This window comes from Streptomyces sp. NPDC056503 (assembly GCF_042794995.1).
Classification (GTDB): Bacteria; Actinomycetota; Actinomycetes; order Streptomycetales; family Streptomycetaceae; genus Streptomyces.
On the sequence record NZ_JBHTST010000064.1, the window covers coordinates 13,275 to 25,282 of the forward strand.

General features: G+C 74.7%; 13 protein-coding genes. 8 read left to right on the plus strand and 5 right to left on the minus strand.

The genetic code is table 11. From position 1 onward, the window contains the following. Positions 1-45: 45 nt before the first annotated feature. Positions 46-2,190, minus strand: coding sequence for an excinuclease ABC subunit UvrB (gene uvrB / locus ACFQ8C_RS20220; protein ID WP_383459232.1), 2,145 nt, complete (start codon positions 2,188-2,190; stop codon positions 46-48). A gap of 70 nt (positions 2,191-2,260) precedes the next feature. Beyond that, positions 2,261-3,157 carry an MHYT domain-containing protein gene (locus ACFQ8C_RS20225; RefSeq protein ID WP_383459235.1) on the minus strand — a complete coding sequence of 299 codons (897 nt, stop codon included), beginning with the start codon at positions 3,155-3,157 and terminating at the stop codon, positions 2,261-2,263. Between the two features lie 292 nt (positions 3,158-3,449). Here ACFQ8C_RS20225 and ACFQ8C_RS20230 point away from each other — a divergent pair, with 292 nt between their 5' ends. Together ACFQ8C_RS20230 and ACFQ8C_RS20235 are read left to right on the plus strand one after the other, a co-directional pair. Next, positions 3,450-4,004 carry a methylated-DNA--[protein]-cysteine S-methyltransferase gene (locus tag ACFQ8C_RS20230; RefSeq protein WP_383459237.1) on the plus strand — a complete coding sequence of 185 codons (555 nt, stop codon included), beginning with the start codon at positions 3,450-3,452 and terminating at the stop codon, positions 4,002-4,004. A gap of 102 nt (positions 4,005-4,106) precedes the next feature. Then, positions 4,107-5,480 (plus strand): MFS transporter, encoded by a 1,374-nt coding sequence (locus tag ACFQ8C_RS20235; RefSeq protein ID WP_383459240.1) that lies wholly within the window; start codon positions 4,107-4,109, stop codon positions 5,478-5,480. A gap of 11 nt (positions 5,481-5,491) precedes the next feature. Here ACFQ8C_RS20235 and ACFQ8C_RS20240 read toward each other — a convergent pair whose 3' ends face one another. Then, a complete protein-coding gene (locus ACFQ8C_RS20240) occupies positions 5,492-5,851 on the minus strand; it encodes a cupin domain-containing protein (protein ID WP_383459243.1) in 360 nt (119 codons plus the stop codon). Between the two features lie 287 nt (positions 5,852-6,138). On the opposite strand from ACFQ8C_RS20240, the gene ACFQ8C_RS20245 reads away from it, so the two are divergent. Together ACFQ8C_RS20245 and ACFQ8C_RS20250 are read left to right on the plus strand one after the other, a co-directional pair. After that, the gene (locus ACFQ8C_RS20245) at positions 6,139-7,059 is read left to right on the plus strand and encodes a pseudouridine-5'-phosphate glycosidase (protein WP_383459244.1); all 921 of its coding nucleotides are present in this window, start codon (positions 6,139-6,141) and stop codon (positions 7,057-7,059) included. After that, positions 7,056-8,027: a carbohydrate kinase family protein gene (locus tag ACFQ8C_RS20250; RefSeq protein ID WP_383459246.1), complete on the plus strand. Its 972-nt coding sequence runs from the start codon at positions 7,056-7,058 to the stop codon at positions 8,025-8,027. Before ACFQ8C_RS20245 ends, ACFQ8C_RS20250 begins: the two co-directional genes overlap by 4 nt. Here ACFQ8C_RS20250 and ACFQ8C_RS20255 read toward each other — a convergent pair. Next, complete coding sequence (locus ACFQ8C_RS20255; RefSeq protein ID WP_383459249.1) at positions 8,019-8,666, minus strand: uridine kinase; 648 nt, start codon at positions 8,664-8,666, stop codon at positions 8,019-8,021. The two genes, ACFQ8C_RS20250 and ACFQ8C_RS20255, sit on opposite strands and share 9 nt — an antisense overlap. A gap of 72 nt (positions 8,667-8,738) precedes the next feature. Here ACFQ8C_RS20255 and ACFQ8C_RS20260 point away from each other — a divergent pair, with 72 nt between their 5' ends. From ACFQ8C_RS20260 to ACFQ8C_RS20275, 4 genes are read left to right on the plus strand one after another with little or no spacing between them, the layout of a single operon-like run. Beyond that, the gene (locus ACFQ8C_RS20260) at positions 8,739-9,503 is read left to right on the plus strand and encodes an SDR family NAD(P)-dependent oxidoreductase (RefSeq protein WP_383459250.1); all 765 of its coding nucleotides are present in this window, start codon (positions 8,739-8,741) and stop codon (positions 9,501-9,503) included. Positions 9,504-9,516: 13 nt separating this feature from the next. Then, the gene (locus ACFQ8C_RS20265; protein WP_383459253.1) at positions 9,517-9,894 is read left to right on the plus strand and encodes a MerR family transcriptional regulator; all 378 of its coding nucleotides are present in this window, start codon (positions 9,517-9,519) and stop codon (positions 9,892-9,894) included. Between the two features lie 60 nt (positions 9,895-9,954). Next, the gene (locus ACFQ8C_RS20270) at positions 9,955-10,413 is read left to right on the plus strand and encodes a hypothetical protein (protein ID WP_383459256.1); all 459 of its coding nucleotides are present in this window, start codon (positions 9,955-9,957) and stop codon (positions 10,411-10,413) included. 11 nt (positions 10,414-10,424) lie between these two features. Continuing rightward, positions 10,425-11,159 (plus strand): DUF2293 domain-containing protein, encoded by a 735-nt coding sequence (locus ACFQ8C_RS20275; RefSeq protein WP_383459258.1) that lies wholly within the window; start codon positions 10,425-10,427, stop codon positions 11,157-11,159. Between the two features lie 45 nt (positions 11,160-11,204). Here ACFQ8C_RS20275 and ACFQ8C_RS20280 read toward each other — a convergent pair whose 3' ends face one another. Then, positions 11,205-11,999, minus strand: coding sequence for a chaplin (locus ACFQ8C_RS20280; RefSeq protein WP_383459261.1), 795 nt, complete (start codon positions 11,997-11,999; stop codon positions 11,205-11,207). Positions 12,000-12,008: the final 9 nt, after the last annotated feature.

Genomic DNA, 12,008 nt, shown 5'->3' on the forward strand with positions numbered 1-12,008 from the left:
GGCCCGGTTTTGTGTCGGTCTTGCAACACACCGGGCCACCACGGGTCACGCCAGGCCCGCCTCCTTCATCTGGCGCAGCTCCTTCTTCAGCTCGGAGACCTCGTCGCGCAGCCGGGCGGCCACCTCGAACTGCAGCTCGGCGGCGGCCGCGCGCATCCGCTCGGTCATCTCCTCGATGACCGAGGCCAGTTCGGCGGCGGGACGGTCGCCGAGCTCCAGCGTCGAGCCCCCCTTGGCGCCCGCCTTGCCGGCCTTCGCCTTCGGGCCGTGCGCGGCGAGCGAGGGCACCGGGGACTTGGCGCCCTTGCCGTCCTTGCCCTGGCGGTAGCCGGTGCCGAGCAGCTGCTCGGTGTCGACCTCCTCGCGCGCGATGGTGGCGACGATGTCGTTGATCTTCTTGCGGAGCGGCTGGGGGTCGATCCCGTGCTCCTTGTTGTAGGCGACCTGCTTCTCGCGGCGGCGGTTGGTCTCGTCGATGGCCTGGGCCATCGCCGGGGTGATGGTGTCGGCGTACATGTGGACCTGGCCGGAGACGTTGCGCGCGGCGCGGCCGATGGTCTGGATCAGGGAGGTCCCGGAGCGCAGGAAGCCCTGCTTGTCGGCGTCGAGGATGGCGACGAGGGAGACCTCCGGGAGGTCGAGGCCCTCGCGGAGCAGGTTGATGCCCACGAGGACGTCGTACTCGCCGGAGCGCAGCTCGCGCAGCAGCTCGATGCGGCGCAGGGTGTCCACGTCGCTGTGGAGGTAGCGGACCTGGATGCCGAGCTCCAGGAAGTAGTCGGTGAGGTCCTCGGCCATCTTCTTGGTGAGGGTGGTGACGAGGACGCGCTCGTCCCGCTCGGCGCGCAGCCGGATCTCGTGGACCAGGTCGTCGATCTGGCCCTCGGTGGGCTTGACGACGACCTCGGGGTCGACGAGGCCGGTGGGGCGGATGATCTGCTCGACGAAGCCGTCGGAGCGGGACAGCTCGTAGGTGCCGGGGGTGGCGGAGAGGTAGACGGTCTGGCCGATCCGCTCCTGGAACTCCTCCCACTTCAGCGGGCGGTTGTCGAGGGCGGAGGGGAGCCGGAAGCCGTGGTCGACGAGGGTCCGCTTGCGGGAGGCGTCGCCCTCGTACATGGCGCCGATCTGCGGCACGGTGACGTGCGACTCGTCGATGACGAGGAGGAAGTCCTCGGGGAAGTAGTCGAGGAGGGTGTTGGGCGGGGAGCCGGGCTCGCGGCCGTCGAAGTGCATCGAGTAGTTCTCGATGCCGGAGCAGGAGCCGATCTGGCGCATCATCTCGATGTCGTAGGTGGTGCGCATCCGGAGCCGCTGGGCCTCCAGCATCTTGCCCTGCTTGTCCAGCTCCTTCAGGCGCTGGTCGAGCTCGCGCTCGATGTCGTTGACGGCCCGTCCCATGCGCTCGGGTCCGGCGACGTAGTGGCTGGCGGGGAAGACGTACAGCTGCCGGTCGTCGCTGATGATCTCGCCGGTGAGCGGGTGGAGGGTGGAGAGCGCCTCGATCTCGTCGCCGAACATCTCGATGCGGACGGCGAGCTCCTCGTACACGGGGAAGATCTCGATGGTGTCGCCGCGGACCCGGAAGGTGCCCCGGGTGAAGGCGAGGTCGTTGCGCGTGTACTGGATGTCGACGAAGCGGCGGAGCAGCTGGTCCCGGTCGATCTCGTCGCCGACCCGGAGGGGGACCATGCGGTCCACGTACTCCTGTGGGGTGCCGAGGCCGTAGATGCAGGAGACGGAGGCGACCACGACCACGTCCCTGCGGGTGAGCAGGGAGTTGGTGGCGGAGTGGCGCAGCCGCTCGACCTCCTCGTTGATCGAGGAGTCCTTCTCGATGTAGGTGTCCGACTGCGGGACGTACGCCTCGGGCTGGTAGTAGTCGTAGTACGAGACGAAGTACTCGACCGCGTTGTTGGGCAGCAGCTCGCGGAACTCGTTCGCCAGCTGGGCGGCCAGGGTCTTGTTCGGCGCCATCACCAGGGTGGGGCGCTGGAGCTTCTCGATCATCCAGGCCGTGGTGGCCGACTTGCCGGTGCCGGTGGCGCCGAGCAGGACGACGTCCTTCTCGCCGGCGCGGACGCGCCGGTCCAGCTCGGCGATGGCCGCCGGCTGGTCGCCGCTCGGCTGGTAGGAGGAGACGACCTCGAAGGGCGCCACCGAACGTTCGATCTTGGAAACGGGCCGCATGCCCCCACCGTACGACCCGCCACCGACAGTCGGGGGGCGATCGCCGCGCGGGCCCCGCGCGGCGGGGGTGTCACCAGTCCTGCGAGCGGTGTCCGCCGCGCGGCGCGGAGCGGCGGGAGCCGCGTCCGGCGGGACGGGCGGTCCAGTTCGCGGGCTCGCCGTGGCTGGGGACGTGCCGGGGGGCGGGGACGCCGGGGCGGTACGGGGAGCGGGCCGAGGGCCGCTGCCAGTCCGGGTCGCCCATGACGAGCAGCGGGTCGAACATGACGACGACGGCGGCCAGGATGAGGAAGACGGCGGGGCCGATCAGCATGGGCAGCAGCAGCGAGCCCGTGGTGGCCCCGGTGCCCGAGGCCGGGGTGGCGTGCAGGTGGACGCTGACGGCCGCCATGGCGGTGTAGTGCATGCCGCTGACGGCGACGCCCATGACGAGGCTGGCCCCGAGGCTGGCGAGGAAGCCGTGGACGGAGACCGCCGCCCAGAGGGCGGTGGTGGCGGCGACGACGGCGATGACCACGGAGAGGGCGACGGTCGGGGTGTCGTAGTCGATCCGGCCCGGCAGCCGCATCCCGGCCATGCCGAGGTAGTGCATGGTGGCGACGCCGAGCCCCGTGATGGTGCCGCCGGTGACGAGGGTGAGCGCGGTGGCGCCCCGGTAGCCGACGATGAAGATGCCGATGCCGACCATGACGACGGCCACGGCGAGGCTGGCGAAGGTGATCGGCCGGTCGTAGTCGATCGGCGCCCGCTCGACCGTGAAGCCCATCATCGCGATGAAGTGCATGGTCCAGATGCCGGTGCCGATGGAGGTGGAGCCAAGGGCGAGCCAGCCGGCCTTGAAGGAGTCCCGGTGGCGCAGCGAGCGGGTCGTGCATCTCAGCCCCAGGGCGCCGCCGAGGCAGGCCATGAGAAAGGCCGCCACCGGTGTGACGAGCCCGTAGCTGAATCCGTCGACCGTGCCCTGCATGAGCGCATGCCCTCCCACCCCTGGCGCATGGACGTCCGAAAACAGTCGGTACCGCTGGGTAGTACTACCGGGGCGAGATTATGGCCCGCCGGGGGCCCCGCGGGCACCTGACCGGGGATTTTCCGGTCGCGAGACCGGAGCGAGACCGGTCCGTGACCTCAGGAGGGGGTCACACCGCCGGATCGCCGCCGAACGACCGTTTTGGCCGACAGGCGTCGGCCAGACAGTGGCCGGAAAGGGCGGTGGGGCTTATCCGGGTCGGGCTGTCGGTGCCGGGCCGTACGGTGAGGGCATGGACATCGAGGAGGGACCCCGCGGCGTGCGGGCCGAGTGGACGGTGGTGGAGAGCGACATCGGCCCGCTCTTCCTGGCGGCCACCGGGCGGGGGCTCGTGCGGGTCGAGTTCCACGCGGGCGGGCACCGCGGCGAGCGGATGCCGGAGCGGCTCGCCGAGCAGCTGGGCGGCCGTGCCGTCGCGTGCGAGACGGGCCTGCTCGCGGAGCCGGTGCGGCAGCTGGAGCGGTACTTCGCGGGCGCGCCGCACGCCTTCGACCTGCCGCTGGACTGGTCGCTGACGACCGGCTTCAACCGCCAGGTGCTGCGCGAGCTGGCCACCGGCGTGCCGTACGGCACGGTGGTCGGTTACGGCGAGCTGGCGCGGCGCGTCGGCCAGCCGGGGGCGGCACAGGCGGTGGGGGCGGCGATGGGAGCCAACCCGCTGCCGGTGGTGGTGCCGTGCCACCGGGTGGTGGAGAGCGACGGCGGGCTCGGCGGGTTCGGCGGCGGCCTGGAGACGAAGCGAAGACTGCTCGCGCTGGAGGGCGTGCTTCCGGAACCACTGTTCTGAGCACCGGACCGAGCCCCCGGCGCGGCCGTGACATCGGCGCCCACCTGGGGATTCACGCACCCGGGCATTCCTGTCGGACGGGCGGACTGGCACACTCCGGTAGTGACCGAAACGCCCGACGCCCCTGACACCACCGCATCCGGGGAGATACCCGGCCCGCTCTCCCCCGCCGGCCTGCCGGCGCTGCGCCGGCGGGTCCAGGCCGTGCTCGTCGCCACCCAGATCCTCGGCGGCCTCGGGATCGCCACCGGCGTCGCGCTCGCCGCCGTCCTCGCCACCGAGGTGAGCGGTACCGACGCGCTGGCCGGGCTCGCCTCGACGGCGACGGTCGCCGGGCCCGCGCTGCTCGCGATGCCGCTGGCGGCGCTGATGACGCGACGGGGGCGGCGGGCCGGGCTGGTGCTCGCCTATCTGCTGGGCGCCCTCGGTGCGGGGGTCGTGGTGCTCGGCGCGGTGCTCGACAGCTTCCCGGTGCTGCTGACGGGTCTGGTGGGCTTCGGGGCGGGGTCCTCGGCCAATCTCGCGGCCCGGTTCGCCGCCGCCGACCTGGCGGAGCCGGACCGGCGGGCCCGGGCCATCTCGACGGTGGTGTGGGCGACCTCGATCGGCGCCGTCCTCGGCCCGAACATCGCGGCGCCGGCCGGGCGGAGCGTCTCGGGCCTCGGCATACCCGTGGCGGCCGGGCCGTTCCTGTGGGCCGCGGTGGTCTTCCTGGTCTCGGCGCTGGTGGTGACGCTGCTGCTGCGACCCGATCCGCTGCTGACGGCACGGGCGCTGGCCGCCGGGGACGAGACGGGGGACGAGGTCACGGCGGCGGCCGGAGTCGGGTCCGCGGGCAGGGACGGGTCCGAGAGCAGGGACGGGTCCGGGGCGGCCGACCGGTCGAAGGGCCGGGCGCTGCGCGACGGGCTGCGGGCGGTCCGGGAGTCGCCACGGGCCCGGATCGCGCTGGTCACGGTGGCCGCCTCGCACACGGTGATGGTGTCGATCATGTCGATGACCCCGGTGGCGCTCACCCACCACGGGGCCGGCATCGAGCTGATCGGGCTCGTCATCAGCGTGCACATCGCGGGCATGTACGCGTTCTCGCCCGTCATGGGCTGGCTCTCCGACCGGCTCGGCCGGCTCGCGGTGATCGGCCTCGCGGTCGGGCTCCTGGGACTCGCGGCGCTGCTCGCGGGCACCGCCGGCGCGAGCCACCCCAGGACCGCGGCCGGCCTCTTCGTGCTGGGGCTCGGCTGGTCGGCCGGCCTGGTGTCGGGTTCGGCGCTGCTGACGGACTCGGTGCCGCAGGCGGCGCGGGCGGCCGTCCAGGGCCTCTCGGACACGGTGATGAACGCGGCGGCGGGCATCGGCGGCCTGGTGGCCGGCGTCATCGTCTCCCGGACGGGCTACGGGCCGCTCAACGCCCTCGCCGCCTGCCTCCTGCTGCCGATGGCGGCCCTGGCCCTGCGGGGCGTGCTCCGCAGGGCCTGACCGCTCCCGGTTCAGGGCAGGGTGATGTGGTACGCCTTGCGCAGCGTCTCGTGGACGGTCCACGTCGTCCGGTCGCCCTCGCGCAGCACACAGGCGTCGCCGGGCCCGATCTCCATCGTGTCGCCGCCCTCGACGGCGACGGTGGCCCGGCCGCTGACGACGACGAAGAGCTCGTTCGCCTCCGTGTCGGTCACGACACCGGGGGTGATCTGCCAGATGCCCCGCAGCTGCTTGCCGTCGGCGGACTCCCACAGCACCTTGCCGGACACCTCGGGGGTGCCGGACACGATCTGGCCGGGGTCGAGCGGGTCGGCTTCCAGCTCGGCGTCGGGGATGTGGACGGCGAAGGAGGGGAGGTCGTGAGTCGTCATGGGCGGTGACTGTAGCCGGATCCCCCGAGGGCACATGCCACCGGGACGGCGGAACGAATCCCTCCGTTCACCGCCCTGACCAGGCACGTTACCGACCCGGGCAGCGGGCGACGGATTCCGCACCGGGGTCTTTCCCGGCGCTGCGGCGGGTCGTGCCCCGCTCGGCCCCGCGGCGCCCGGCGCCCGGGAACCGAATCCGTACCCCGCTCGCACCCCCGTGCGAAAGGGGGGTGGCGGGAGATCGCCAGAGGTGTTTGCGGGGCGGGCGCTCGCGCCAGAAATGGACCATGACCACGACCACACTGGTGTCCGAAGAGGTACGCGAGGCGCTCCACGAGCGCCGGCCCGTCGTCGCGCTCGAATCGACGATCATCGCCCACGGCCTGCCGCGCCCGCGGAACCTGGCCGTGGCCGTGGAGCTGGAGGAGTCGGTACGGGCCGGGGGCGCCGTGCCGGCCACCGTCGCGGTGCTCGACGGGGTGGCGCGGATCGGCCTCGACCGGGCGGGGCTGACCCGGATCGCGGAGGACCCCTCGGTCCGCAAGCTCGGCCACCGGGACCTGGCCCCGGCGCTCGCCACCGGGGCCACCGGGGCGACCACGGTCTCGGCGACGGCCCGGCTGGCCGACGCGGCGGGCATACGGGTCTTCGCCACCGGCGGCCTCGGCGGGGTGCACCGCGAGTGGCGCGAGACCCAGGACGAGTCCGCCGACCTGCGCCTGCTGGCCGAGGTGGGCGTCACGGTGGTGTGCGCGGGCGTGAAGTCCGTCCTCGACGTCCCGGCGACGCTCCAGCGCCTGGAGACGCTGGGCGTCACGATCGCCGGGTACGGCACGGAGACCTTCCCCGGCTTCTACCTCTCCTCCTCCGGGGAGCCGGTCGACTGGACGCTGCGCAGCCCGGCCGAGGTCGCCGCGGTCATACGGGCCCGGGAGGCGCTCGGCCGCCCCTGGTCGGCGCTGGTCGTCGCCAACCCGGTGCCGGAGGCGGAGCAGCTGGACCCGGCACTGCACGACCGGGTGCTGGCACGGGGCCTCGCCGAGCTCAAGGAGAAGGGCATCACCGGGCAGGCGGTGACGCCCTTCCTCCTGGAGTACCTGACCACGCACACGGACGGCGCGTCCCTGGAGGCCAACCTGGCGGCGGTGCGGGGCAACGTCCGGCTCGCGGCGGAGATCGCCGTGGCGTACGCCGCGGGCGAGCGGTGACGGCGGCCGGGGAGCCGGGTCCGGGCGGTGCGCTGCTGATCGTCGGGGACGTCGTCACGGACGTGGTGGCCCGGCACCGCGGCCCGCTCGCCCCCGCGACGGACACGGCGGCCTCGATCCGCACCCTGCCCGGCGGCGCGGGGGCCAACGCGGCCTGCTGGGCCGTCCGTTCGGGCCGACGGGACGTACGACTGCTCGCCCGGGTCGGCGCGGACTCGGCCGGCTGGCACGAGCGGGAACTGGCCGGGGCGGGCGTGCGCCCGCTGCTGGTGCCGGACCCCGAGGTCCCCACGGCCACCGTGATCGCCCTGGTCGACGCGGCGGCCGAGCGGACCTTCCTGACGGACAGCGGCGCCGTACTCCGCCTCTGCCCCGACGACTGGTCCCCCGGACTCCTCGACGGCGTGGCCGCGCTCCACCTCTCCGGCTACCTCTTCTTCGCCCCGTCGAGCCGGGCGGCGGCCCTGCTCGCCCTGCGGGACGCCCGGGCGGCGGGGATACCGGTGAGCGTGGACCCGGCGTCGGCCGGCTTCCTCGCGGAGCTGGGCCCCGAGCGGTTCCTCGCGGCCGTGGAGGGCGCGTCCCTGCTCCTGCCCAACACCGACGAGGCCCGGCTGCTCACCGGAGCCCCGGACGCGGAGGCCGCGGCCCGGGAGCTGAGCCGACGCGTACCGCTGGCGGTCGTGACCCTGGGCGCGGCCGGCGCGCTGGTCGCCGAGGCCGGCGCGGTCACCGCCCGGGTCGCGGCCCCCGCCGTGCCGGCGGACCGCCGACTGGACTCGACGGGCGCGGGCGACGCGTTCACCGGCGCCTTCCTCGCGGCGCGGCTCTCGGGCGCGGACCCGGCCGAAGCGGCGGGAGCGGGGTGCGCGGCGGGCGCCGAGGCGGTGACCGTGGTGGGTGGCCGCCCACCGTCCGACCGGCCGCCGGCCGACCACCCGCCGTCGGGCCGGCCGCCGTCAGTCTGAGTCGAGCGCCCCGAGGCCGGTCCAGGCCGGGTGCCGCGGATCGTCGGCCCGTACGACGACCTCGGCGGTCCCGGCCGGGTCGACCTCCGTCTCGTACCGGGCGAAGGCCGGCAGCGCCCAGGGCTCCCCGGTACGCCGCGCGAGGGCGCCGGGCGACAGCCGCAGATGGACGGTCAGGTCGAAGGGGAACCAGTGCCCGAGGAGGAAGGGCCCGTGCAGCACCAGGACACCGCCGGGCGGCAGCGTCACGTACGGGCTGCGGGTCGCCCGGTCCTTCACCGGGTCCCACAGATCGGGCAGGACCCGCCCGTCGGCGCCGGGCTCCAGCGGCGTGAACACCTCGCGCCACAGGGCCCCGGTGTCGGTCCAGCCCTCGTAGTACGCGTCGGGGTCCTGCCTGCCGTGCTCGAACCGCAGCGACGCGGGCCGCAGGAACCCCTGGGTCCCGACGACGTGCACCGGACGCCCGCGGTCCCGGAGCTGCTCCGCGAGCAGCCCGGCCAGCTCCTCGCCCCCGGCGGCCGGGGCCCCGTCGACGGCCACCTTCAGCCGGTCGCCGCCGTCACCGGGCACGAGCCGGTCCACGTGCCTCGCCAGCCGCCCGGCCATCCGGCCCCAGGTGATCGCCTCGTATCGCATCCCACCCATTCTGCCCCGCACACCCCACGGGCTTGACCTTGTCACTGGCGTCACGGTTCCACCATCGGGCTCATGAACACCACCGACACCACCGTCTCCCCCAGGGTCGTCCTCGTCACCGGCGCGGGCACCGGCATCGGCCGGGCCACCGCCCGCGCCTTCGCCCGGCAGGGTGCGACCGTCATCGCCGTGGGCCGACGGGCCGAGCCCCTGCGCGAGACCGCGGCCGAGGCCCCCACGGCGATCCACCCGCGCCCCGCTGACATCACCGCCGAAGGCGCGCCCGAGGAGCTCGTACGCCGGGTGCTCGCCGACCACGGCCGCCTCGACGTCCTGGTCAACAACGCGGGCATCGCCGTCGGCGGCCCCCTGGGCACCCTCGACCGGGCCACGCTCACCCCCCTCCTGGAGACCAACCTCCTCGCACCCGTGCTGCTCACCCAGGCCGCCGTCCCCGCGCTGCGCGCCACCGGGGGCGTGGTCGTGAACGTGACGACGACCGTCGGCCAGCGCGGCTGGCCGGGCAACTCGGTCTATCCGGCGACCAAGAGCGCCCTGGAGACCCTCACCCGCTGCTGGGCCGTCGAGCTCGCGCCCGCCGGCGTCCGGGTGGTGGCGGTCGCCCCCGGCGCGATCGAGACCCCGATCGCCGACCACATGGGCCTCACACCGGAGCGACGCCGGGCGGTACGGGACCGGCAGCTCGCCCACACCCCGCTCGGGCGGATCGGCCGGCCCGAGGAGGTCGCCTGGGCGATCACCGCGCTCGCCGCGCCCGAGGCCGCCTTCCTCACCGGGACCGTGCTCCCGGTCGACGGGGGCGCGCTGGTCGCGTGATACGACTGCGCGGGTGCGCATCGGTGAACTGGCCCGCAGGACGGGCGTGTCGGCGCGGTCCCTGCGCCACTACGAACAGGCGGGGCTCGTCTCCTCGGCCCGCGCGGCCAACGGCTACCGGGTGTACGGGGAGGGCGCGGTGGTCCGCGTCGCCAACATCCGGTACCTCCTCGACGCCGGGCTCACCCTCGACGACGTGGCGGCCTTCCGTTCCTGCCTCGACGGGGACCTGCCGTCGGTGCGCCCCTCCGCCCGCGGGATGGAGATCGCCCGCGAGCGGCTCGCCGTCCTCGACGCCCGGATCGCCGCGCAGACGGCGGCCCGGGAGCGGCTGGCGGCGGCTCTCGCCGCCCGGTGCGGCGGTGACGCAACCCCCGCCGCAATGCCATGATCTGACTGTCCGAAGGATCTTCGGGCGACCGGGAACGGTGACACGGGGGAGGACCAGGGCATGGACGTGGCGCTGATAGCGGTGGCCGGCACGCTTCTCGGCGTGTTCGCCACGCACTGGTTCCAGGGACGGATGACCCTGCGCACGGCCGCGCTCGCACGGAACGAACAGCTCCGCCAGGAGCGGATCGCCACCTACAGCGCCTTCGCGGGAGCCGTCGTCGAGTACCGGCACAGCCAGAACGACCGCTGGTTCCGGACGGCCGAGGAGCCCGGCTCCGAGGAGGCGGAGGAGTCCCGCCACGCCTCCTATCGGCAGCGGACCGCCGCCCGGCAGGCCCTCTTCCGCGTCCAGTTGGTCTGCGACGACGCGGAGCTGCGGCGGCTCGCCGAGGCCGCCTTCGACGACACCCACCGCATGCACGAGGCGGTGGGCACCGCCGACCGGGCCCGCCGGTCCGACCAGGCCAAGGGCGCCCTCTCCCGGTTCGTCGCCGCCGCGGCGCCCGGACTCCGCTGAGGACGGCGGCCATGGACCTCGTCGCCCCCGTCGTCGTCGAGCCGCTCCGCCGCCGTCGCTGTTCGGAGTGCCGGCAGGGCCCGCTGGAGCGGATGATCGTCGAGTACGGCCGGCCGGTCTGCCTGGACTGCGCCGACCTCGGCCACCTCGTCTTCCTGCGCCGGGGCGACACCGCGCTCACCCGGCGCGCCCGGGAGCGGAGCACCCTCTGGGCGGTGGTGGTACGCCACAACCGGCGTCGCACCCGGTACGAACGCCAGGGGCTGCTCGTCGAGGAGGCGGCCCTCGCCGAGGCGGAGGCGGCCTGCCTCGCCGACGCGGAGGCCAGGGCGCGGCGCCGGGTCCGGGACGCGGAGCGGCGCGCCGTGCGGGACACCGGGATCACCGAGGCCCTGCGGATGGAGATCCTGCGGCTCTTCCCCGCGATGCCACCGGAGCGGGCGGTCGAGATCGCCGTCCACGCCTCCGCGAAGGGCAGCGGCCGGGTGGGCAGGACGGCCGCCGGACGCGCCCTCGACCGGGGCGCCGTGACGGCCGCGGTCCGCGCCTCGGTGCGGCACGTGGACACGCCGTACGACGCGCTGCTGATGCGCGGTGTCCCCCGCCACCAGGCCCGCACCCGGGTCTCCCCCGCCATCGAGACGGTGCTCCGCTCCTGGCGCGGGCCGGCCTCCGGACACACGCACGCGCCCGGCGTGACGGGCACGACGGGCGCGGAGGGGACGCCGGGCCGGGCTGACCGCTGACGGCTCGGGCGTCAGCGGGACCGGCTCCGGCGTGGGAGGTCCGGGTCAGACCTGGTCGCCGGCGCGGCGGGCGCGGCGGTACATCAGCGCGCCGCCGAGGAGGAGCGCGGCGCTGCCGGCGGCGGCGTAGCCGACGGAGTCGCCGCCGGTGGAGGCGAGCACGGCATGGGAGGCCTCGCCCTGCGGCACCAGGACGGGCGCCGGGGCGGCGGGCTTCTCCTGCTCGGCAACCGGCTTCGGCGGCAGGTTGCGCACCGGGGTCTGCGGGCGCGGGGTCGGGATCTCGACCTGCGGCTCCTCGGGGGTGCTCGGGGCGTTGACCCCGGTGTTGCCGACGGCCGGGTTGCCGATGCCCACGACGTTGACCGAGTTGCCGACGACGTTGAGCGGGAGGTCGACCGGGAGCTGGAGGCCGTTCCCGGACAGCACGCCCGGGGAGCCCTCGGCGTGGCTCTCGGCGGTGGCTCCGCCGCCGTTGGCCGCCCCGCCGCCGGAGGCGCCGCCGCGGGTGTCGGTCTGCTCGCCGCCGCGCGGGGTCACGGCCTCGTCCTTGTGGGTGCGGCCGGGACCGCCGTCCCGCTTCTCCCCGGCCGGGGCCGAGACGTTGGCGCACGAGTTGCCCACGGCCGGGTTGAGCAGCCCGACGACGTTGACCGTGTTCCCGCAGAGGTTGACCGGTACGTGGACCGGCACCTGGAGCGTGTTGCCGGAACCGACTCCCGGCGAGCCGACCGCGGCGCCCTCGGCACCCGAGTTCGCGTGGGCGGCGCCCGCCGACAGCGCGAGCGCACCACCCGTGACCAACAGTGTGGCCAGACCACTTCGGCCCATCTGCCTCATGGCTTCCTG

What these genes read in the sequence shown, in the direction of transcription:
- ACFQ8C_RS20245 (WP_383459244.1), top strand. Translation starts at nt 6,139, where the DNA reads ATGACCACGACCACACTGGTGTCCGAAGAGGTACGCGAGGCGCTCCAC.
- ACFQ8C_RS20280 (WP_383459261.1), bottom strand. Translation starts at nt 11,999, where the DNA reads ATGAGGCAGATGGGCCGAAGTGGTCTGGCCACACTGTTGGTCACGGGT.
- uvrB (WP_383459232.1), bottom strand. Translation starts at nt 2,190, where the DNA reads ATGCGGCCCGTTTCCAAGATCGAACGTTCGGTGGCGCCCTTCGAGGTC.
- ACFQ8C_RS20255 (WP_383459249.1), bottom strand. Translation starts at nt 8,666, where the DNA reads ATGCGATACGAGGCGATCACCTGGGGCCGGATGGCCGGGCGGCTGGCG.
- ACFQ8C_RS20260 (WP_383459250.1), top strand. Translation starts at nt 8,739, where the DNA reads ATGAACACCACCGACACCACCGTCTCCCCCAGGGTCGTCCTCGTCACC.
- ACFQ8C_RS20225 (WP_383459235.1), bottom strand. Translation starts at nt 3,157, where the DNA reads ATGCAGGGCACGGTCGACGGATTCAGCTACGGGCTCGTCACACCGGTG.
- ACFQ8C_RS20240 (WP_383459243.1), bottom strand. Translation starts at nt 5,851, where the DNA reads ATGACGACTCACGACCTCCCCTCCTTCGCCGTCCACATCCCCGACGCC.
- ACFQ8C_RS20270 (WP_383459256.1), top strand. Translation starts at nt 9,955, where the DNA reads ATGGACGTGGCGCTGATAGCGGTGGCCGGCACGCTTCTCGGCGTGTTC.
- ACFQ8C_RS20230 (WP_383459237.1), top strand. Translation starts at nt 3,450, where the DNA reads ATGGACATCGAGGAGGGACCCCGCGGCGTGCGGGCCGAGTGGACGGTG.
- ACFQ8C_RS20275 (WP_383459258.1), top strand. Translation starts at nt 10,425, where the DNA reads ATGGACCTCGTCGCCCCCGTCGTCGTCGAGCCGCTCCGCCGCCGTCGC.